This is a genomic window from Glutamicibacter protophormiae (genome assembly GCF_014647495.1).
Taxonomy (GTDB): Bacteria; Actinomycetota; Actinomycetes; order Actinomycetales; family Micrococcaceae; genus Glutamicibacter; species Glutamicibacter protophormiae.
The window spans coordinates 92,597-112,993 of sequence record NZ_BMPH01000011.1 but is presented as its reverse complement, the minus strand read 5'-3'; the positions used below and the strand labels follow the sequence as shown (position 1 = coordinate 112,993).

General features: G+C 67.7%; 18 protein-coding genes and 1 riboswitch. Of the genes, 12 read left to right on the top strand and 6 right to left on the bottom strand.

The window, feature by feature from the left end:
* Positions 1-26: 26 nt before the first annotated feature.
* Positions 27-293, bottom strand: coding sequence for a hypothetical protein (locus IEY43_RS13320; protein ID WP_188949065.1), 267 nt, complete (start codon positions 291-293; stop codon positions 27-29).
* A 16-nt stretch (positions 294-309) separates the two neighbouring features.
* Positions 310-423: riboswitch (SAM riboswitch) on the bottom strand.
* A gap of 74 nt (positions 424-497) precedes the next feature.
* The gene (locus IEY43_RS13315; RefSeq protein WP_188949064.1) at positions 498-1,097 is read right to left on the bottom strand and encodes a DinB family protein; all 600 of its coding nucleotides are present in this window, start codon (positions 1,095-1,097) and stop codon (positions 498-500) included.
* A gap of 199 nt (positions 1,098-1,296) precedes the next feature.
* On the opposite strand from IEY43_RS13315, the gene IEY43_RS13310 reads away from it, so the two are divergent.
* From IEY43_RS13310 to IEY43_RS13300, 3 genes are all read left to right on the top strand, one after another.
* Positions 1,297-1,860: a helix-turn-helix domain-containing protein gene (locus IEY43_RS13310; RefSeq protein ID WP_188949063.1), complete on the top strand. Its 564-nt coding sequence runs from the start codon at positions 1,297-1,299 to the stop codon at positions 1,858-1,860.
* 147 nt (positions 1,861-2,007) lie between these two features.
* Positions 2,008-2,433: a hypothetical protein gene (locus IEY43_RS13305; protein ID WP_188949062.1), complete on the top strand. Its 426-nt coding sequence runs from the start codon at positions 2,008-2,010 to the stop codon at positions 2,431-2,433.
* A 134-nt stretch (positions 2,434-2,567) separates the two neighbouring features.
* Positions 2,568-4,097 (top strand): APC family permease, encoded by a 1,530-nt coding sequence (locus IEY43_RS13300; RefSeq protein ID WP_188949061.1) that lies wholly within the window; start codon positions 2,568-2,570, stop codon positions 4,095-4,097.
* Between the two features lie 66 nt (positions 4,098-4,163).
* On the opposite strand, the gene IEY43_RS13295 is transcribed toward IEY43_RS13300, so the two are convergent.
* Positions 4,164-5,675, bottom strand: a complete 1,512-nt coding sequence (locus IEY43_RS13295; RefSeq protein ID WP_188949060.1) for a PucR family transcriptional regulator — start codon at positions 5,673-5,675, stop codon at positions 4,164-4,166.
* Positions 5,676-5,756: 81 nt separating this feature from the next.
* On the opposite strand from IEY43_RS13295, the gene IEY43_RS13290 reads away from it, so the two are divergent.
* The 3 genes from IEY43_RS13290 (at position 5,757) to IEY43_RS13280 (ending at position 9,988) form a co-directional block, all read left to right on the top strand.
* A complete protein-coding gene (locus IEY43_RS13290; protein ID WP_188949059.1) occupies positions 5,757-7,112 on the top strand; it encodes an aminotransferase class III-fold pyridoxal phosphate-dependent enzyme in 1,356 nt (451 codons plus the stop codon).
* A 213-nt stretch (positions 7,113-7,325) separates the two neighbouring features.
* The gene (gene speB, locus IEY43_RS13285; protein ID WP_188949058.1) at positions 7,326-8,315 is read left to right on the top strand and encodes an agmatinase; all 990 of its coding nucleotides are present in this window, start codon (positions 7,326-7,328) and stop codon (positions 8,313-8,315) included.
* The gene (locus IEY43_RS13280) at positions 8,312-9,988 is read left to right on the top strand and encodes a thiamine pyrophosphate-binding protein (RefSeq protein WP_188949057.1); all 1,677 of its coding nucleotides are present in this window, start codon (positions 8,312-8,314) and stop codon (positions 9,986-9,988) included. Before speB ends, IEY43_RS13280 begins: the two co-directional genes overlap by 4 nt.
* Before the next feature lie 81 nt (positions 9,989-10,069).
* On the opposite strand, the gene IEY43_RS13275 is transcribed toward IEY43_RS13280, so the two are convergent.
* Both IEY43_RS13275 and IEY43_RS13270 read right to left on the bottom strand, forming a co-directional pair.
* Positions 10,070-10,288 carry a hypothetical protein gene (locus tag IEY43_RS13275; RefSeq protein WP_188949056.1) on the bottom strand — a complete coding sequence of 73 codons (219 nt, stop codon included), beginning with the start codon at positions 10,286-10,288 and terminating at the stop codon, positions 10,070-10,072.
* A 67-nt stretch (positions 10,289-10,355) separates the two neighbouring features.
* The gene (locus IEY43_RS13270; protein ID WP_229777402.1) at positions 10,356-11,225 is read right to left on the bottom strand and encodes an inositol monophosphatase family protein; all 870 of its coding nucleotides are present in this window, start codon (positions 11,223-11,225) and stop codon (positions 10,356-10,358) included.
* A gap of 112 nt (positions 11,226-11,337) precedes the next feature.
* Between IEY43_RS13270 and IEY43_RS13265 the strand changes: the two genes are divergently transcribed.
* From IEY43_RS13265 to IEY43_RS13250, 4 genes are all read left to right on the top strand, one after another.
* Positions 11,338-11,832, top strand: a complete 495-nt coding sequence (locus IEY43_RS13265; RefSeq protein WP_188949055.1) for a MarR family winged helix-turn-helix transcriptional regulator — start codon at positions 11,338-11,340, stop codon at positions 11,830-11,832.
* Complete coding sequence (locus IEY43_RS13260; RefSeq protein WP_188949054.1) at positions 11,825-13,384, top strand: MFS transporter; 1,560 nt, start codon at positions 11,825-11,827, stop codon at positions 13,382-13,384. Before IEY43_RS13265 ends, IEY43_RS13260 begins: the two co-directional genes overlap by 8 nt.
* An 85-nt stretch (positions 13,385-13,469) precedes the next feature.
* Entirely contained in the window at positions 13,470-14,651 is a 1,182-nt protein-coding gene (locus IEY43_RS13255) for a glycosyl hydrolase (RefSeq protein ID WP_188949053.1), read from the top strand.
* A 140-nt stretch (positions 14,652-14,791) separates the two neighbouring features.
* Entirely contained in the window at positions 14,792-15,955 is a 1,164-nt protein-coding gene (locus tag IEY43_RS13250; protein WP_188949052.1) for a CaiB/BaiF CoA transferase family protein, read from the top strand.
* A gap of 9 nt (positions 15,956-15,964) precedes the next feature.
* On the opposite strand, the gene IEY43_RS13245 is transcribed toward IEY43_RS13250, so the two are convergent.
* The gene (locus IEY43_RS13245) at positions 15,965-17,509 is read right to left on the bottom strand and encodes a helix-turn-helix domain-containing protein (protein ID WP_188949051.1); all 1,545 of its coding nucleotides are present in this window, start codon (positions 17,507-17,509) and stop codon (positions 15,965-15,967) included.
* 171 nt (positions 17,510-17,680) lie between these two features.
* Here IEY43_RS13245 and IEY43_RS13240 point away from each other — a divergent pair, with 171 nt between their 5' ends.
* The gene (locus IEY43_RS13240) at positions 17,681-18,859 is read left to right on the top strand and encodes an acyl-CoA dehydrogenase family protein (RefSeq protein WP_188949050.1); all 1,179 of its coding nucleotides are present in this window, start codon (positions 17,681-17,683) and stop codon (positions 18,857-18,859) included.
* 34 nt (positions 18,860-18,893) lie between these two features.
* A complete protein-coding gene (locus IEY43_RS13235; RefSeq protein ID WP_188949049.1) occupies positions 18,894-20,360 on the top strand; it encodes an aldehyde dehydrogenase family protein in 1,467 nt (488 codons plus the stop codon).
* Positions 20,361-20,397 lie beyond the last annotated feature (37 nt).

Here is a 20,397-nt window from a genome sequence, read left to right as displayed (position 1 = left end):
TTTCTCAACGAAACCCGGGGTTCTGTTCAGCCTCTCACTCTAGCCAGTGCGATGGTGCCGGGGAATTTGGCAAGCCTAAAAGCGCACCTGCGCCCGTCCGGCTGTCCGGCGGCCGCCAAGAACACCACCAGCTCCCCACCCCGGGGATCGAACACCGGGCGCCGGGAGGAGCGGGAGACCAGCCGTTCAAGATGCGCGGGATCGGCGATATAGCGGGTGTGCCAGCGGCCCTGCACCGTGAACTGCACCTGGCCGGTTTGCAGATCGATAATGGGGAGGACGGAAAATGCCATGGCAGGGACAACTCTCGCTGAGCTCTTGCCCGTGCATCGGTTGATGCCCGGACCGCTTCTTCATCCGAACCACCCATGAACCTGGGGTTGGTGCGCGGCCAGTCGGAGCTTGGCGCCGCGTCTCGTGAAGCAACACTGCCGATGCTACCTTCGCGCGATTAAGCAGTGAAGTTCCGTTCCGTAATATGACCGCCGGGCAACGCCCTAGCCGCTGCCGCGCTTCGAGTCGGCGGCCTGCTGCAGCCGGTCCCGCTGCTCCTGCCATTGCCGGGCCGTGTAGTCCGGCAGGTTCGGGGCTTCGGGGCGCAGCCCGACCTGCCCGTCCAGCAGTTCGCGCACGATGTCCAGATGGCCTGCATGGCGCGAGGTCTCGGCGATCATGTGCACCATCAGGCGCTCAAGGGTGGTCTGCCGGTGGCGGACCCACCAGGGGACTTCGGCCGGGGAAGCGAGCTCGAGCTCGTCGAATCCTGCGTCGGCGAACTCGATGGCCCGCTGGTAGAGGTCGATGACCTGCTGTGCGGAGAAGTCTGCCGGAGGGATGAAATCCGCCTGCGGGTCATCGAGCTCCAACAGCTTCCGCGCGTAGGGGTCGTCTACCGGCCGGTTGAGGCACAACCCGAAATAGCCGTACTCGGTGATGGCCAGGTGGTGCACGACCCCCAGGATGTGGGTGCCGGTGCCGGTCATGGGCTGGCGGGCCAGTTCCTCGCTGAGCTGCCCGCTTTTGAAGATCACCGCTTGGCGCGCATCGTTCAGGTATTCCCGCAGCCGGGCGGCGGTGCTGTTCGGGGTGGAGTCCATGGATCGAGTGTAGGCGCGGGCCCCGGCCGGCGGATACCGGATCCAGCCAACGGGAAGCCTGCCCGAAAGGTGTCATAATCTTCCGTCCAGGCTGGACGGATGTTGCGTATTGGTAAACTGGGGCGCGCAACGGCCGGCAGGAGAACACGCCCGCGGTCGCTGCCCATCCTCCGAGAGAACAGGTTCAGGTGCCCCACTGATGAAAGCTCTGCCCGTTGAACCCTCAGGCTCATCAATCAACATCGGTGCACGACTGCGCGGCATCCGCCAGCAGCAGCGCATGACGATCGACCAGGTCGCCGAGCTGTCCGGGCTGACCAAGGGTTTTCTTTCCCGCGTCGAACGGGATTTGACCAGCCCGTCGGTCTCCACGCTGCTCAAGCTCTGCGAGGTGCTGGGTATCGAGGTCGGAACCCTGTTCGAGGTCCCCGACACCACCTTGGTGCGCCTGGGCGAGGCGCCGAGGATTTCGCTGGGCGGCTCGGGGATCACCGAGCAGCTGGTCACCCCGCGCGGCGAAAAGCGCGTCCAGGTCATCCGCGCCGAGGTGGAACCGCGCGGCAGGGGAGAGGCTGAGCTGTATTCGGTGGACTGCGAACTCGAAGTGCTGCACGTGGCCTCCGGGGTGTTCACGCTGGTGCTTCCCGAGCAGCGGGTCGAGCTCGCCGCGGGGGACACCATGACGTTCCCGGGGCGCGAACCGCACAGCTGGGAAAACCCCGGGGACGAACCCGCCGTGGTGCTCTGGACCCTGATTCTCTGAGCAACGGCCGCGCCCCGAGCGCGGCGCGGCCGCCCGGGCGGTGCGCGCCGGGAGGAGGGCCCGCGTTCACGTCTGGCCAATGCACCGCGTATTCTTGGAATAGTGCCTGTCAACGCAGGCGGGCTAGTGAAAACGGGAAGGAGCGCAATGGCGACAGGTAAATCCACCGGAAGCTCGGAGACCACGCCGCACGAATTGCGCTCCATCAGCTGGTGGGCTTCGGCCTTGGCCGGCATCCTGGTCGGCTCGACCCTGGCGTGGCTGAGGACCCAGCGCAACTTCTTTTTCCTCGGCGCCGCCATCCTCGCGGTCGTCATCATCGTGCTGACCGTGCGCACGGTCCGCCGCCGGGCGCGGCACCCGCAGATGATGGAAGCAAAGACCTCCTGGGCCTACAACATCTGGGCGCTGGTCCTGATCATCTTGGCCGGGCCGGTGCAGCTGGTCTACGTTCCCGACGACATCAGCGAGCTGACCATCAAGTCGCTCATCCTTTCGGTGGGTTTCTGCCTGGGAATTCACGAAGTCGACCGGGCGCTGGTCAAGGGCGCCGGATCCAAGCAAAAGGCCTAATCAGAGGTTCGTCGCCGGCTAGCCGCCCAGATTCTTTTTAGATCTTTCGACCTCCACTTTGGTTCTTTTATCCAAAGAATTCTCCCCACCTCTTTCGTAGTGTGATCCACATCATCATCTTGAAAGGGGTTGGCATGACGCGAGCAGCGGCGAACCAACAAGGCACTGAGCAGGGACTCAAAAAGGTTCTCGGCAAGTGGGATGCATTGGCCATCGGCGTTGGAGCCATGATCGGCTTCGGCTGGGTAGTGCTCACCGGTGACTGGATCACCACCGCCGGCCCGATCGGCGCCTCGCTGGCCATGCTGGTCGGCGGCGGCATCATGGCCGTGGTCGGCCTGACCTACGCCGAGCTCGTGGCGGCAATGCCCAAGGCCGGCGGCGAGCACAACTACCTGCTGCGCGCCATGGGAGCCCGCTGGTCCTTCGCCGGATCCTGGGCCATCGTCGGCGGCTACATCACCATCGTCGCCTTCGAGGCGGTCGCGCTGCCCAAATCGGTGCAGTACATCTTCCCCAACCTCTCGCAGATCAAGCTCTGGGACATCGCCGGCTCCGAGGTCTACCTGACCTGGGCCTTGGTGGGCGTGCTGGGTGCCGTGGTGATCACCTGGATCAATATCCGCGGCATCAAGACCGCCGGCGTGGTGCAGACCTTCGTGGTGATCTTCCTGTTCATCATCGGCGCAATGCTGCTCACCGGGTCCTTCGCCGGCGGCGAAACCCGCAACATGGAACCGTTCTTCGAGAACGGGCTGGCCGGATTCTTCGGCGTCATGATCGTTGTTCCGTTCATGTTCGTCGGCTTCGACGTCATCCCGCAGTCCGCCGAGGAATGCGACATCCCGCCGCGCAAGATCGGCAAGTACGTGATCATCTCCGTGCTGATCGCCACCGCCTGGTACGTCATGGTGGTGCTGGCAACCTCCTCCGGCCTGGGCCCGGCCGCGCTCGCCGGTTCCGATCTGGCCACCGCCGACGCCATGGGCGCGCTGTTCAACTCCGAGGTCATGGCCAAGATCCTGATCGCCGGCGGCATCGCGGGCATCCTGACCTCCTGGAACTCGCTGCTGATGGGCGCCTCGCGGCTGATGTACGCGATGGCCCAGTCCGGGATGCTGCCGCGCTGGTTCGCCCAGCTGCATCCGAAGTACCGCACCCCGCATCATGCGCTGCTGTTCATCGGCGGGCTGTCGATCCTGGCGCCGTTCTTCGGCACCGCGATGCTGGGCTGGCTGGTCGACTCCGGCTCGCCGTCCATCGTGATGGCCTACCTGCTGGTCGGCGTAGCCTTCCTGATCCTGCGCCGCCGCGAACCGCAGATGCCGCGCCCGCTGCGCATCGGCGGCAAGGGCAACTTCGGCCAGGTCATCGGCGTCCTGTCGGTGCTCTTCTGCGCCGGCCTGATCTCCCTGTACCTGCCGGGCATGCCGGCGGCGATCACCTGGCAGCCGTGGGCGCTGTTCGGAGCCTGGTGGCTGCTGGGAATGTTCTTCCTGTTCCGGGTGCCCCGCGGGGTCCAGCCCGGTGAGCATGCAGAGGAAGAGCTGCTGCACCTGATCAGCATCCGCCAGCAATCCAAGCTGGGTGCCGTCGGGCCCGACGACGTGGCCGTGACCTCCCGCCGGGGCCGCCGCCGGCAGGCGACCAACGCGAAACGCTAGAAACCAACAGGCAAGCCCCGACCGCAAGGTCGGGGCTTGCCTGCGTCCCGGGGCCCGGCGGCCGGCCTATCCCTGGTTGCGGCGCAGGGCAAGCCAGAGCGAGGCCGAGACGTCCGGGTCGTCCAGATCGATGCCCAGCAGGTCCCCGGCCACGGTGATGCGGTGGCGCAGCGAATTGCGGTGGATGCCCAGCGCCCGCGAGGCATCTTCCCAATGCCCGCGATGCCGCAGGTACTGGGTGACGGCCGAAAGCAGATCGGCCCGGGTGTACGCTGCCAGCGCCTCCACCCAGGTCTGCGCGCTGGCATCGAAGTCCGCCCCCGCATCGGACAGCTCCCCGGCCGGTGCCCCGGACAGGTTCTGGCGCAGCGCCGGAAGGTTGGCCGGCAGCTCGGCCAGCGTGAGCGGGGCCGAGAGCACCGCGCGCAGGTTCCGGGCGGTGTCCCCGGCGCTGGGCTCCGGGTCCTGCCCCGGAGCGGCGGCGGAGGTCTTGCCCAGCTGCGCCTCGTCCAGCAGCAGGTAGAGCACCCCGTCGTCCGCGAAGCGCAGCTGGCAGCGTGCGGCCGCCTCGGCCACCGGCGGCAACGCGGCGCCTGCTGGCAGCGCGCCCAGCGCCTGGATCACGGTGCGGACCTCGGTCTCGTCATCCAGGGACAGCGCCAAAACCCTGACGCGGGAGGGAAGCTCGTCCATTCCGGCTTCCTCCGCGACCAGCCGGGCGGATTCCGGCTGCCCGTGCAGCAACAGCTTGGCGGTGGCTCCGCCCAGGGCCGCATTCGTGCTGACCATCAGCTCGCGCTGGCGGGCGCGCAGCGACAGCAGCATGCACACCGTCATGATGATCTGCCGGTCGGCCTTGGTCAGCGTGCGCCCGGAGCCGACGCCGAGGAATCCGTGGATCCGGGTCCCGGCCAAGATCGGGTACAGCACCACGGCCTGGCCGTTGATCCCGAAGGTGGACGCCGAGGGCATGCCGGTGCGCGGGAAGCGCAGCGACTCCTGGCGCAGCATCGGCACGAAACCCTGGGCGGAGGCCGGGTAGACCGTGGCCGGCTGCGGGTCGTCCGGGAGGAAAGCGGCCCAGCCGCCCAGCGCCTGCGCCAGCCCGCGCACCACCGCGTTGATGGCATCGGAGCGGATCGCCGCCCGCGCCAGCGCGGTCTGGGTGCCCAGCGAGCTCATCAGGTTCACCGTGTCGTCCCTGGCCGACAGCCGCCAATAGGCCCGCGACACGTTTTGGAAGGGCGCCCCGTCCGGGACGATGCCCAGTTCCACCCCGGTCTGCCGGCAGGCATCGATCACATGCTGTGGAACCTCATCCAGCCACGGGCCGAGCCCCAGGCCCAGCGCCCGGACTTCCTTGTCCCGCAGCCGCTGCATGTAGGCCAGCGAAGCGGTGGCCGAATGGCCGAAGGGCATGCCGGTGGTCAGCAGCAGTTCGCCGCCCTCAAGATAGGTGGTGGGATCCTCCAGCTCGGAAATGTGCACACCGGTGACCGGTGAGGCGCTGAAAGTGGGCGAATCGGCGGGGAAGAACTCGTCGCCAAGCTCAGCCCCCAACTGCAACAGAGTGATCATGGGTAAATTATCCAATCTTTAACTGCTCTTTGGACGTAAGAACTAATGACGCGTGTCACATGGATTTCTATCGTTGGAAGCATGACCGAAACTCTTGCGGCGCGCGACGCCGAAACGCTGACCCAGACCCGCCACCTGGCTACCGCCATCCCGGGGCCGCGCTCCATCCAGCTCCACGAAGAACGTGTGCAGCAGGTGAGCAGCGGCCTGGGCATCACCCTGCCGGTCTTCGTCTCCCGTGCCGACGGCGGCATCATCGAGGACGTCGACGGCAACCGCCTGATCGACTTCGCCTCCGGCATCGCCGTGACCTCGCTGGGCGCTTCCAACCGCCGCGTGGCGCAGCGCGTGGCCAAGCAGCTGGAAGCCTTCACCCACACCTGCTTCATGGTCACCGAATACGAATCCTTCACCCAGGTCTGCGACTGGCTGAACCGCAACACCCCGGGCGACTTCGACAAGCGCACCGCGCTGTTCTCCACCGGCGCCGAAGCCGTGGAGAACGCGGTCAAGATCGCCCGCGCCGCCACCGGCCGCGCCAACGTGCTGGTCTTCGACGAGGCCTACCACGGCCGCTCGCTGCTGACCATGGGCATGACCGCCAAGGTCAACCCCTACAAGCTGAACTTCGGCCCGATGCCGGAGCATGTCATCCGCGCCGCGTCGGCCAACCCGCTGCGTCCCGCCGTCGACGGCGGCGTCGAGGCCGCGCTGGCTTCCGTCGAGGCCACGCTCGTGGAGCACGACCCGGCCAGCTTCGCCGCCATGGTGATCGAACCGATCCAGGGCGAGGGCGGCTTCATCGTCCCGATGGCCGGCTTCATCCCGGGCCTGCGCCAGCTGGCCGACAAGTACGGCATCGTGCTGGTCATCGACGAGATCCAGGCGGGCATGGGCCGCACCGGCACGCTGTTCGCCTCGGAGCACGAAGGGGTTGCCGGCGATTTGATCCTCACCGCCAAGGCGCTGGCCAATGGCGTGCCGCTGTCCGCGGTCACCGGGCGCACCGAGCTGCTCAACGCCCCGCATGCAGGCGGCCTGGGCGGCACCTACGCGGGCAACCCGCTGGCCTGCGAGGCGGCGCTGGCGGTCTTCGAGCAGTTCGAGGACGGCAGCTTGCTGGAGAACGCCCGGCTGATCGAGCGAGTGGCCCGCGAGGTGCTGGAACCGCTGCTGGAATCCACCGATGTGGTGGCCCAGGTCCGCGGCCGCGGCGCCATGCTGGCCGTGGAGTTCGCGGACCGCGTCACCCTGGCTCCGCGCCCGGAGCTCGCCGCCGCCGTTTCCAAGGCCTGCCACGCCCGGGGCGTGCTGACCCTGACCTGCGGCACCCATGGGAATGTGCTGCGCCTGCTGCCTCCGCTGGTCATCGGCGAGGCGCTGCTGCGCGACGGGCTTGAGGTGCTCGCGCAGAACATCATCGAGCTGGCCGGCTAACCGCCTGCCGCTGTTGCGGACCGGTTCCGCCGCCCCGATCGGGGCGGCGGAACCGGTCCCTTTGTTTTGCGCCGGGCGGCTTCGGGAATTCCCGGCTCCGCGGCGGCCCGCACCTTGACGTGGCGCAGATCGCAAAATAGCATAATAGGAAACTGAAGTTTCGTATTAGACAACTAGTTGCGGACTGGTCCGGGTTGTCGGAAGGATGCTCCCATGAAGGAAATCAGGATTGAAGAGAACGGCAACCTGGGCCCCATCAACGCGGCCCAGATTCCGCGTTATGCAGGCTTCGGCACCTACGCCCGCCTGCCCCGCCTGGACCAGGTGCAGCAGGCCGATATCAAGATCGTCGGCGTGCCCTTCGACACCGGGGTGTCCTACCGTCCCGGCGCCCGCTTCGGCGCCAACCACGTGCGCGAATCCTCGCGCCTGATCCGCCCCTACAACCCGGCCACCGACTCCTCGCCGTTCGCGCAGAGCCAGGTCGCCGACGCGGGGGACATGGCGGTGAACCCGTTCAACATCCACGAGGCCATCGAGACCATCGAGCACGAGGCCCTGGAGTTGACCGCCGACGGCGCCACCCTGGTGACCCTGGGCGGCGACCACACCATCGCGCTGCCGCTGCTGCGCGCGGCCGCCCGGCGCGCCGGCGCCCCGGTGGCGATGCTGCACTTCGACGCGCACCTGGATACCTGGGATACCTACTTCGGCGCCGAATACACCCACGGAACCCCCTTCCGCCGCGCGGTGGAGGAAGGCATCCTCGATACCGAGGCCATCTGCCACGTCGGCACCCGCGGCCCGCTGTACGGCAAGAAGGACTTGGAGGACGACAAGCGCTTCGGCTTCGGCATCGTGACCAGCTCGGATGTCTACTACCAGGGCGTGCGCGAGATCGTGGACAAGCTGCGCGTGCGCATCGGCAACCGCCCGCTGTACATCTCGGTGGACATCGACGTGCTGGATCCGGCCCACGCCCCGGGCACCGGCACCCCGGAAGCCGGCGGCATCACCAGCCGCGAACTGCTGGAAATCCTGCGCGGGCTGCGCGGGCTGAACATCGTCGGCGCGGACATCGTGGAGGTCTCCCCGGCCTACGACCACGCGGAGATGACCGGCGTGGCCGCGAGCCACGTCACCTACGACCTGATTTCCCTGATCAGCGACTTCCGCAGCCGTGAAGGGGTGAATGCCCGATGACCGGCATGCAGGACGCGGCGCAGGACACCGTGAAGCGCGCCGCGCAGCGCAACGGCGGCGACCTGGTCATCGAGACCCTCACCGCGCTGGGCGCCAAAACCGTCTTCGGCATCCCCGGGCAGCACGCCCTGGGCCTGTTCGACGCGCTGTCCCGCTCCACGCTGCAGTTCATCTCCTCGCGGGTGGAGAACAACTCCGCCTTTGCGGCCGACGGCTACTCGCGGGCCACCGATGAAGTCGGGGTGCTCTTCCTGTCCACCGGTCCCGGAGCGCTGACTTCCCTGGCCGGGCTGCAGGAGGCCTATGCCACCGGCGTGCCGATGGTCGTGATCGCCAGCCAGATCCCGCTGGACGGACTGGGCGCGCGCCGCAAGGGCATGCTGCACCAGCTCGACGACCAAAAGGCCTCCGCCGCGAATGTCACCAAATTCCAGCAGACCGTCCACCACGCCTCAGGCATCCCCTCGGCCATCCAGGACGCCTGGGCCCGGGCCGTGACCGTGCCCATGGGCCCGGTGTGGGTCGAAGTTCCGCAGGACGTGCTGCTGGCCCCGGTCATGGTGCCGCCGGTGCAGGACGCCCTGGCCGAGGCCTATGACCACCCGCCGCGCGTGGAGCTGATCCGCGAAGCCGTGCGCTGGCTGTCCGAGGCCAAGCGGCCGGTGATCGTGGCCGGCGGCGGCGTGCGCCGCGCCAAGGCGCAGGCCCAGCTGCTGGACGCGGCCCGGACGCTGCAAGCCCCGGTGCTGTGCACCCCCGGCGGCAACGGCGCCTTCCCCTGGGAGCACGAGCTCTCGCTGCAGTCCTGGGTGGAAGACCGCTATGTTTCCGAGGTCCTTGAAGACGCTGACGTGCTGGTGGTTATCGGCTCCTCGCTGGGCGAGGTGTCCAGCAACTACTTCACCCTGGCCCCGCGCGGCCGGCTGATCCAGATCGACGCGGAACCGCGGGTGCTGGAATCCAACACCCCGGCCCTGGGCATCCGCGCGGATGCCGGGGCGGCGCTGGATTTCCTGAACGCGCAGCTGCACCGGGAAGGCTTCACCGCCCGCGCCGACTGGCACGGGCGCGGCCCGCAAGAGGTGGTGGCCGAGACCCTGGGCAAGGTCGCAGCGCGGCTCGACGCCCAGGACCTGGGCCTGGAACGCCGCTTCATGGCGGACATCCGCGAGGCGGTCCCGGCGGCCATGCAGACCTTCTGGGACATGACGATTTCCGCCTACTGGGGCTGGAGCTGCTGGGACTCCCGCGAGGGCCAGTTCCACTCGGCGCAGGGCGCCGGCGGGCTGGGTTTCGGTTTCCCGGCGGCCATCGGCGGGGCCATCGGCCTGGGCGAGCGGGTGCTGGCGGTCAGCGGCGACGGCTCGGCCATGTACTCCATCGCGGAGCTGGCCACCGCCAAGCAGCACGAGGCCCCGGTGACCTGGCTGATCGTGGATGACGGCGGCTACGGCATCCTGCGCGAATACATGGAAGGGGCCTTCGGCAAGGCCACCGCCACGGAGCTGGCCCGTCCGGACTTTGTCGCGCTGGCCCGCTCCTTCGGTGTCCCCGCCCGCGAGGTGCAGCCGCAGGACGTCGGGCAGGCGCTGCGCGAATCCTTCGCGGCGCAGGGCCCGAACGTCGTGGTGGTCAAGACGCTGCTGAAGATGTTCGCCCCGACCCACTTCTAGGTCGCCGGCGCAGCCAGGGGGCGGCACCTGTGCGGGTGCCGCCCCCTGGCTGCGTTGTTGCTGGTGTTCTGGTATTGATGCTCAGTGCGTGAAATGGTAGACGATGCCGAACATCATCGTTGAGAAGCCCAAGCTGACGCCTATGAGCAGTGGCACCCAGTCCTGCGTTTGAGTCTGGGTTGCCAACATCACTGCGAAAGTACCGAAGAGAATCATCACTCCGATCCCTCCCAGGATCACCCCTCCGCCTCCGTGATGACGCACGGCGGAGTGTGCGTTCCGGTGGAATAGTGGTTCCATACTCGTATCCTACGACCGGGAATCTCGAATTCCGAGGGTTTGGCCCAAGATCTTTGGAATTGTCAGATTATATTGCGGACCGGGCGCTGCGCCGCGCGTGCATCCGCTGCGCCGCCTGCGACAGCGAAGGGTAGTCGGCCCCCGGTCCCTGGGCGATGAATCCAGGGCACAGGTGGTCGGCGGCGAACTGCGTTCCATAGCCGAGCCCCGTGTAGCTGCCGCCGGCCATGCGCACCAGATGCGCCCCGGCGGCCACATCCCATACCTTGGTGTCGAACCCGATGGTCGCATCGCACCAGCCGGCCGCCACGTGCGCCAGCGCCAGCGCGGCGGACACCTTGCGCCGCACCGTCGCGAAATCATGGATCCACCCGCCCAGCAGTTCGAGGGCCAGCGGGCCGTCGGCCACCAGCGATTCGGCGCCGGGGTAGTCGGTCATCAGGTTCGCGCGGGCCTGCTCCGGGCGCGCGGTCGGGCTGAGGATGTGCCCATTGAGGTAGGCATGGGCCAAATCGGCGCTGAATTCGTCGCCGGAGACCGGGTCGATGACGGCCGCGGCGACCAGCCGGTCGTCGATGGCGGCGGCGATGGAAACGCAGAAGAAGGCGATGCCGTGCACGAAATTGCTGGTGCCGTCGATCGGATCCACGATCCACTGCACGGTGCCCGGGGCGGCGGAGCCCGCCTCCGCCTCGACCTGTTCCTCGCCCAGTACCCAGGAACCGGGAACCGCGGCGCGCAGCGAGCGGGTGATCAGCTCCTGGCTCTGCCGGTCGATCGTGGTGACCAGGTCGTGGGTGTTGGTTTTTTCCTCCGCCCGCACGCCGCCGCGGAAGGCTCCGCGCAGCAGGTCGGCTGCCTGCCGTCCGGCAGCCAAGGCGGCGCTTCGCAGGGTCGCGGCGGTGGATTCCAGATGCGCTTCGGAAAGATCAATCACGACTCCAGCCTATCGGGAGTGAGACCCGCAAAACGTTGACCTAGGCAACTATCTCAACTTACAGTTGAGTGGAACCCTAAAGATAGGCAGGCGATATATTGTGCAGTGGCCAGTGAATGAGGCTTCAACCGAGCTGCTGGGACGCCTGCTGGACGAGCTGGCCCGAACCTCGCGGCTGCTGCGCTCCTTCTCGCACCTGGACCAGACCGATCCCGAGGTCTCCAACGCCTCGCACCACGTGCTCAAGACCCTGGACATGCGCCAGCCGACGCACGCGGCCGACCTGGCCAGCCACCTGGGCATCGGCACCGCGGCGATGAGCCGGCATCTGGCCGAACTGGAGCAGGCAGGACTGGTGGACAAGCGGCCCAGCGACCTCGATGCCCGCCGCCAGGTCCTGTGGGTCACCGAGGCCGGCAGCGACCGGCTCGAAGCCAGGGCGCAGCTGCGCATCGAACGCCTGCGGCCGCTGCTGCCCGACTGGGACGTCGACCGGTTGGCCCTGGTCGCCGACGCGCTGGGCGAACTGAACAACTCGATGATCCAGGGCATCCACGAGCATCGCGAGCTGCAGGCCGAAGAGCCACGAACCGACCCCGATGACTAATCCGCCCCAGGGCGCCGCGACGCCGACCGACCTGACTGAGACGGCCGCCGACACCCCGCAGATGACGCAGCGCGAGGTGCTGCGCTCCATCGCCGGCGTGCTGGCCTCGTTCTTCGCGGCGATGCTCGCCGCCACCATCGTCGCCATCGCGCTGCCCACCATCATGGACAAGCTCGGCGGGTCGCAGACCGACTTCAACTGGGTGCTGTCCACCACCTTGCTGGCCAACGCGGCCACCACCCCGATCTGGGGCAAGATGGCGGATCTGTTCAACAAGAAGAAATTGCTGCAGGTCGGCATCCTGATTTTCATTCTCGGGTCGTTCCTGGCCGGGATGGCGTGGTCCATTCCGGTGCTGCTGGCCGCCCGCGTGGTCCAGGGGATCGGCATGGGCGGGCTGACCGCCATGGGCATGGCGGTGATCGGCACGGTCATCGCCCCGCGCGAACGCGGGCGCTACTCCGGGTACTTCGGCGCCGTCATGGCGGTGTCCACTGCGACCGGGCCGCTGCTGGGCGGGTTCATCGTCGACTCGCCGCTGGGCTGGCGCTGGTGCTTCTTCTTCGGCATTCCGATCAGCGTGCTGTCCCTGATCCTGATCCAGAAAACCCTCCACCTGAACCACCAGAAACGCACGGTGCGCATCGACTGGGGCGGCGCGCTGCTGCTGACCGTGGCGGTCTCGACGCTGCTGATCTGGGTGTCCTATGTGGGCAAGGACGAGTACTTCGCCTTCAACTCCTGGCAGACCTACACCATGCTCGGCGCGGTCGCGGTGCTGACCGCGGCGCTGCTGCTGGTTGAATCCCGCGTCGTGGAACCGATCATTCCGCTGAAGATCATCGCCACCCGCACCACCTCGTTGGCGATCCTCGCCTCCGTCTCGATCGGCGTGGGCATGTTCGGCAGCGGCGCATTCATCGGGCAGTACTTCCAGATCGCCCGGGAAGCCACCCCCACCCAAGCCGGGCTGATGACGCTGCCGATGATCGCGGGAAACTACTTCGGCTCGGTGTTCTCCGGCCAGATGATCACCCGCTACGGGCGGTGGAAGGTCTACCTGGTCATCGGTTCGCTGCTGAACGTCGCCGGGTTGGGGCTGCTGGGTTTCATGCACCACGACACCGAGTACTGGATCCTGGCCATCGGCATGTTCCTGAACGGCGTGGGCATGGGCTTCATGCTGCAGAACCTGGTGCTCGCGGTGCAGAACACCGTGAAGGTCACCGACATCGGCGCTGCCAGCTCCTCGGTGGCATTCTTCCGTTCGGTGGGCGGTTCCGCCGGTGTCGCCTTCCTCGGCGCCATGCTCGCCGCCCAGGTCGCCACCCTGGTGTCGGAGGGGCTGGAGCGGCTGGGCGTGAACACCTCGAAGGGCGGTGCCGGCGGCTCGCTGAACCTGTCGGGCATGCCGCCGGCGGTGCGCGGGGTGGTCGAATCGGCCTACGGCGAAGCCACGGGGCTGGTGTTCCTGGTCTCGGCCGCGGTCGCCGCCGTCGCCTTCATCTGCATCCTGTGCATCAAGGAAGTGCCGTTGCGCAAGACGATCTAGGATCCGCGCCGGGACGGTCCTGTGCCGGCGCCAGTCGCGGCACCCCTTCCGGAGCGGGTGGGGCCGCCCGGGAGAAGGAACTGCCGTGCCCCAACCAGCCTTTCCAGGTTTCCGCCGGATCGGCGCCGCCGCGCTGGCGGCGGCGCTGTCCCTGGCCGCCCTTCCGCCGGCGCAGGCCGCCGAACCGCCGCAGGGATGCAGCGGGCGCGCGGACCCCGGCAGCTGCCGGACGGTCGTCGGGTGGGCCGCCGCGCAGCTCGGGGACGTGCCCGGGGACGAAGCCGAGCTCGGGGCTTCGAACGGGATGCTGTCCACGTACGTGGACTTCGCCAACCACCCCGGATTCCCGGCGGATTATGCGGCCGAAGCCGCGCGGCGTGACGCGGCCCTGCTGATCGCCTGGGAACCCTACGACTGGGAGAACCGCAGCGTGGACCAGCCGGACTACCGCCCGGCGGCCATCGCCGACGGACACCACGACACCTATCTGGTCTCCTGGCTGCGGCAGGCCCAGGAGCATGCGGCGGACCAGCCGGTCCTGGTGCGTTTCGCACCGGAGATGAACGACGCCATCCGACCCTGGTCGGTCGGGGTGAACGGCGGGAATACCGCCGCCGACTACGTCCGGATGTTCCGGCACGTGTACGAGCTCAAACAACGCTGGGCGCCGGATGCGGCCATGGTCTGGAACCCGTTGGTAGCGGGCTCGACCCCCGACGGGACGCCGGTCGACTTCGCCTCGGTCTACCCGGGCGCGGACTACGTGGATGTGCTGGCGTTGGATGGTTTCAACTGGGCCGACGCCAACGACCCCGCCGTCAATTGCAACTGGCAGTCCTATGACGACGTCTTCGGCGCACCGGTGGCGCAGCTCAAGGAGCTGGCCGGCGGCAAGCCATGGGGCATCGCGGAAGTCGCCTCGGCTTCGCGCGGCGAATCATTCTTCACCGGCTCGGGCGAGTGCGCCGAGGCCTGGGGCTCCTGGGTCTTCCACTGGCCGCAGAGCCCGCCGTTCTACGCCGAGGCCGAGGACTGGATCACCCAGGCCGGCTGGGTGGAAACCATGATGCTCCAGGCGCACGCGGACGGCGCGTTGTTCGTCAACCTGTTCAACATGGACAAGGAAACCGACTGGCGGCTTGAATCAACGCCGGCCGGAACCGAAGTGCTGGGCCGGATGGATGCCACCGGTTCCTTCAGCTTCGGGCACGAGGGCAGCTCCCAGCTGATTCACGACGCCCTGCGCGCCGAAGCTGCCGCCCCGTAGCAGGTGTCCGCAGGCCGTGCGGCGGCAAAGCACCGATTTTTTGTGCATTCTTCACAAGAACTTGGGCAGAACGGCCTAAGCCCGTGACGGTGCGCACACCTAGGGTAGAGAAGGACGAAATCAACGAGCAGGGGAGCATCATGACCGGACTTCGACCATTGGACGGAATCGTCGTCGCAGACTTTTCCCGGGTTCTCGCCGGACCACTGAGCACCATGACGCTCGCCGACCTGGGCGCGCGGGTCATCAAGGTCGAACGCCCCGAATCCGGGGACGACACCCGCAGCTGGGGTCCTCCCTTCTCCGCGACCGGCGCCACCTACTTCGAGTCGGTCAACCGCAACAAGCAGTCCATCGCACTGGACCTGCGCAACGAGCAGGACCGCGAGGTCGCCCGCGAGCTGGTCTCCAAGGCGGACGTGCTGGTGGAGAACTTCATCACCGGCGGCATGGACAAGATGGGTCTGGGCTATGCGGAGCTTTCAGAGCTGAACCCTTCGCTGATCTACGCCTCGATCACCGGCTTCGGGTCGGCGGGCGGATCCAAGATCCCCGGGTACGACTTCATCGTGCAGGCCCTGGGCGGGCTGATGTCCATCACCGGCGAACCGGACGCGGACCCGATGAAGGCCGGCGTGGCGCTGGTGGACGTGCTCACCGCCAAGGACGCCACCATCGCGATCCTGGCCGCGCTGCAGAACCGGCAGAAGACCGGACGCGGCGCCCACATCGAGGTGAACCTGCTCTCCAGCCTGCAGGGCGCGCTGGCCAACCAGGGCCAGGCATACCTGGGCGCCGGCAAGATCGCCGGGCGCATGGGCAACGCCCACCCGTCCATCGTTCCGTACCAGCTGCTGGACTGCCAGGACGGCTCGGTGGCCGTGGCCTGCGGCAACGACGGCCAGTTCGTCAAGCTGTGCGCCGAGCTGGGGGTTCCCGAGCTGAGCGGCGACCCGAAGTTTTCCACCAACACCCAGCGCGTGGCGCACCGCGAGGAGCTCATCCCGCTGCTGGAGCAGGCGCTGCGCGCCGACACCGGCGCCAACTGGCAGCGCCGCCTGACCGAGGTCGGCGTGCCCGCCGGCAAGGTCGCAAACATCGCCGAAGGCCTGGACTACGCCGCCTCGCTAGGCCTGGAGCCCACCATCGAGGTGCTGGACGAGCAGGGCACCGCAGTTGGCGAACAGGTGCGGCATCCGGCGACCTGGACCCCTGCGCTGGATACCCCGCGCCAGGCCCCGCCGAAGCTCGGCGAGCACAATGACGTGGTGCGCGGATGGCTGGGGGCCGCCGCCGCCGTCTAGGACCTGTTCCTAGAATCCGTGCGTTTCGGCGTGCCGCAGGGCAAGCCACAGGTGCGCTGAAACGTCCGGGTCGTCAACATCCACGCCGATCAGCGAATTCACCAGCTGCATGCGGTAGCGCAGCGTGTTGCGGTGCAGCCCCAATTCCCGGGCCGCTTCCTCCCAGGTGCCGCGGTGGCGCAGGTAGCTGGTGACCGTGGCCACGAGATCCGCCCTGGCGTACTCGTGCAGCGCCTTGACCCAGTTGGACGCCTTGGACTCGTCGCTGGAGCCCAGATGCGTCAGCATGCCCTTCGGCGCCCGCGCAATGGCGGCGCGCAGCGCCTGGAAGATCGCCGGGATCTGCGTGCCCTGGATTTCCGCGGAGAGCACCGCCGCCGTTTCCGGTTCCCGGGCCGGGTGCTCGGGGGAGAAGCCCAGCACCTGGAACTCGGTGCCCTCCAGGTCGTCGAAGGGACGCTCGGTCAGCGGGGCCACCAGTGCCGCGTCAAGCAGGGCGATCAGCGAGTTCTCGTGCTCGAACACGAAGGGCGTGGCCTTCAGCGCCGGTCCCAGGTCGTAGGGCTCCGGACCCAGCAGCCCCCGGACCGACTCGGCGGCGAAAGACACCGGGATGCTGCCCTGCGCGCGCAGCGCCAGCAGCCTGAGCGTCGAGGGGACATCGGGCAGCCCTGAATCCTCGGCCAGCATCCTGGCCGCCTCCAACTGGCCGCGCACCGCGAGCTTGGCCACCGCGCTGCCCAGCACCGCAGTGGATTCGGCCTGTTGCTCGCGCTGGCGCGAGCGCATGGCCAGCAGCACGCAGACCGTCGTGATGACCTGCCGGTCCGCCGGGGTCAACCGCCGGCCCGGACCGAGCGCGAGCACCCCGTAGACCTGCGCATTGACCAGGACCGGATAGAGCACTACCGGCTGGTTCAGGATTTCGAAGGTCGCAGTGCTGGGCGCTTCGAGCTTGTCGATGCGGTGGGTTTCCCTGCGCACCTTGGGCATGAACTGCTCCGCGGACGGCGGCCAGACCGTTTCTCCCTCGCCGAAGCGCGGCACATAGGCCGCCCAGCCGCCCAGCGACTGCGCCAGCCCGCGCACCACCGCGGGAACCGCGTCCGGGCGCATGGCCGCGCGGGCCATGGCCGTCTGGGTGCCGAGCGAATCCATCAAATCCGCGTTGCTGCTGCGCATGGCCAGATTCCAGTAGGCGCGCGAGATGTTCTGGAAAGGCACCTGGTCTGGAATCACCACCACCTCCAGGTTTGCCTCCGCGCAGGCCGCGGCCAGGGCCGGCGGGATCGCGGTCAGCGAAGGCCCCAGGCCGATTCCGAGAACCTTGATGGATTTCTCCTGCAGCCGCTGGATGTAAGCGGCCGGGTCGACCTGGCCGCGGGCGAAAATCATGCCGGTGGTCAGCAGCAGCTCGCCGCCGGAAAGATACGGGGTCGGATCCTCCAGCTCGGAGACGTGGACGCCGGCAATCGGGATGGCGCTGTAGTGGCCCGAAGGACCCGGTTCCAGGTCCGTCGCCAGGGCAGTGCCGAGCTGAAGAAGGGTGATCATAGAAAAAGTATCCGATGAAACGCAGTCTCTTGTACAGAATGTCTAAGGCGCGAATCACAAAAGTTCCGTAATTTCTTAGGTAAGCAGTTCAACAGCGTGTGACGAAGTCCCGTCTAACGGGACCGTGGCGCACCGAATCCCACGTTTCAACACCTCTTCAAGGAGACCACCATGGCACTGGCAGAACGCGTTTTGGACCCGGCAGACCTGATCAACTTCGATGCGCTGCTGACCAGCGAAGAGCTCGCCCTGCGCGACTCGGTTCGCGGCTTCGTCAATGAGAACATCAAGCCGAACATCGCCCGCTGGTACGAGGACGCGGTCTTCCCGCTGGAGATCGTGCCGGAAATGGCCAAGCTCGGCCTGCTGGGCATGCACCTGGACGGCTACGGCTGCGCCGGACGCTCCGCCGTGGAGTACGGCTTGGCCGGCGCAGAGCTGGAAGCCGGCGACTCGGGCTTGCGCACCTTCGTCTCGGTGCAGGGTTCGCTGGCCATGAGCGCCATATACAAGCACGGCTCCGAGGAGCAGAAGCAGGAATGGCTGCCGCAGATGGCCGCCGGCGAGGCCATCGGCTGCTTCGGGTTGACCGAACCGACCGCAGGATCCGACCCGTCCAGCATGAAGACCTTCGCCCGCCGCGACGGCGACGACTGGGTGCTCAACGGCTCCAAGCGCTGGATCGGCCTGGCCAACGTCGCCAAGGTCGCCGTCATCTGGGCGCAGACCGACGAGGGCATCCGCGGTTTCGTGGTCCCGACCAGCACCCCGGGCTACAAGGCCACCCCGATCGAGCCGAAGCTGTCCATGCGCGCCTCGATCCAGTGCGAAATCGAGCTGGTCGACGTGCGCCTTCCCGGCTCGGCCGTGCTGCCTGAGGTCAAGGGCCTGAAGGGCCCGTTCTCCTGCCTGAATGAAGCCCGTTACGGCATCATCTGGGGCTCCATGGGCGCCGCCCGCGATGCCTTCGAGGTGGCGCTGAAGTACTCGCAGGAGCGGCTGCAGTTCGACAAGCCGCTGGCCGGCTACCAGCTGACCCAGCAGAAGCTGGTGGACATGGCCCTGGAAATCAACAAGGGCTTCCTGCTGGCGCTGCACATCGGGCGTCAGAAGGACGCCGGCACCCTGGACCTGCACCAGATCTCCGTGGGCAAGCTGAACAACTGCCGCGAGGCCATCGAGATCTGCCGCGAGGCGCGCACCATCCTGGGCGGCAACGGCATCACCCTGGACTACTCGCCGCTGCGTCACGCCAACAACCTGGAATCCGTGCGCACCTACGAGGGCACCGACGAAGTCCACACCCTGATCCTGGGCAACAAGCTGACCGGCGTCCCGGCCTTCCGCTAAACCGGACGAACCGCACGAGAGAAGGCATACTTCGATGACCCTATCGACCTCCGCACACCTGCTCGCCCAGCTCGACCAGTACATCAACGGTGTCTGGGTGCAGGGCGAGGGCGGCACCATCACCACGCAGAGCGCCTCGGACTCCACCCGCGTCCTGGCCTCCGGCAATGCCGCCAGCGCGGACCAGATCGACCAGGCGTTCCAGGCCGCCGAGGCGGCGCGCAAGTCCTGGGCGGCCACGCCGATGGCCGCCCGCGGGGCGATCCTCGTCAAGGCCGCCGCCTACCTGCAGGAGAACTCCGCCGGTTTCGGCGAGCAGCTCTCCGCCGAGGAAGGCAAAACCAGGGCCGAAGGCGTGGGTGAGGTGCTGCGCGCCGCGCAGATCCTCACCTACTACGCCGGCGAGGCCGAGCGCGCCGCCGGCACCGTCTACCAGTCCCCGCGTGCCGGGGAGCAGATCATGGTCACCCATAAGCCGCTGGGCGTCATCGGCGTGATCACGCCGTTCAATTTCCCGATCGCCATCCCGGCCTGGAAGATCGCCCCGGCGCTGGTCTTCGGCAACACCGTGGTCTTCAAGCCGGCCAGCCTGGTGCCGCTGCTGGCGGTGCGCCTGGTGGAGGCCCTGGCCCATGCCGGCCTGCCGGCCGGCGTGCTGAACCTGGTCATCGGGCCGGGCTCGCTGGGCGACGCGATCATGGAGCACGAGCACCTGGACGGACTGAGCTTCACGGGATCCACCGGGGTGGGCCGGCGGCTGTGCGCCGCCGGCGCGTCCCGCGGCATCCCGGTGCAGGCGGAAATGGGCGGCAAGAACGCCTCCGTGGTGCTGGCGGACGCGGACCTGGACCTGGCCAGCGAGCAGGTGCTGTTCGGCGCCTTCCGCTCCACGGGCCAGAAGTGCACCGCCACCAGCCGGCTGATCCTGGACGAGTCGATCGCCGACGAGTTCCTGGCCAAGCTCTCCGGCCGCCTTGATTCCTGGGTGACCGGCGATCCGCTGGATCCTTCGGTGCACATGGGGCCGCTGGTGGACACCAAGGCCGCGGTCTCGGTGCGCGCCGGGGTGGACAAGGCGATCGCCGAAGGCGCCACCGTAGCCTACGCCGGGAAGGCGCCGAACGGCGGAAGCTTCATGGCGCCGACCATCCTGGAACTGCCTGCCGGACAGGCCGGGCGCGCGAACACCGCTTGGCGCGAGGAATTCTTCGCCCCGGTGCTGTCCGTGGTGCGCGTGAACGGGACCGAGGAGGCCTTCGAAGCCGCCGAGGACTCGGAGTTCGGCCTGAGCATGGCGCTGTTCACCCGCGACCTGTCGGTGGCGCTGGCCGCGCAACAGACTCTCGATGTGGGGATTTTGCATGTAAATTCGGAATCAGCGGGTGCCGACCCGCACGTTCCGTTCGGCGGTGCCAAGGCCTCAGGCTACGGTCCCAAGGAACAGGGCGCCGCCGCGCGCGAGTTCTACACGCACACCACGACGGTGTACCTGCGCGGCTAGTGAAGCAGCAATACCCGAGCAGAGAATAGAGGAATCA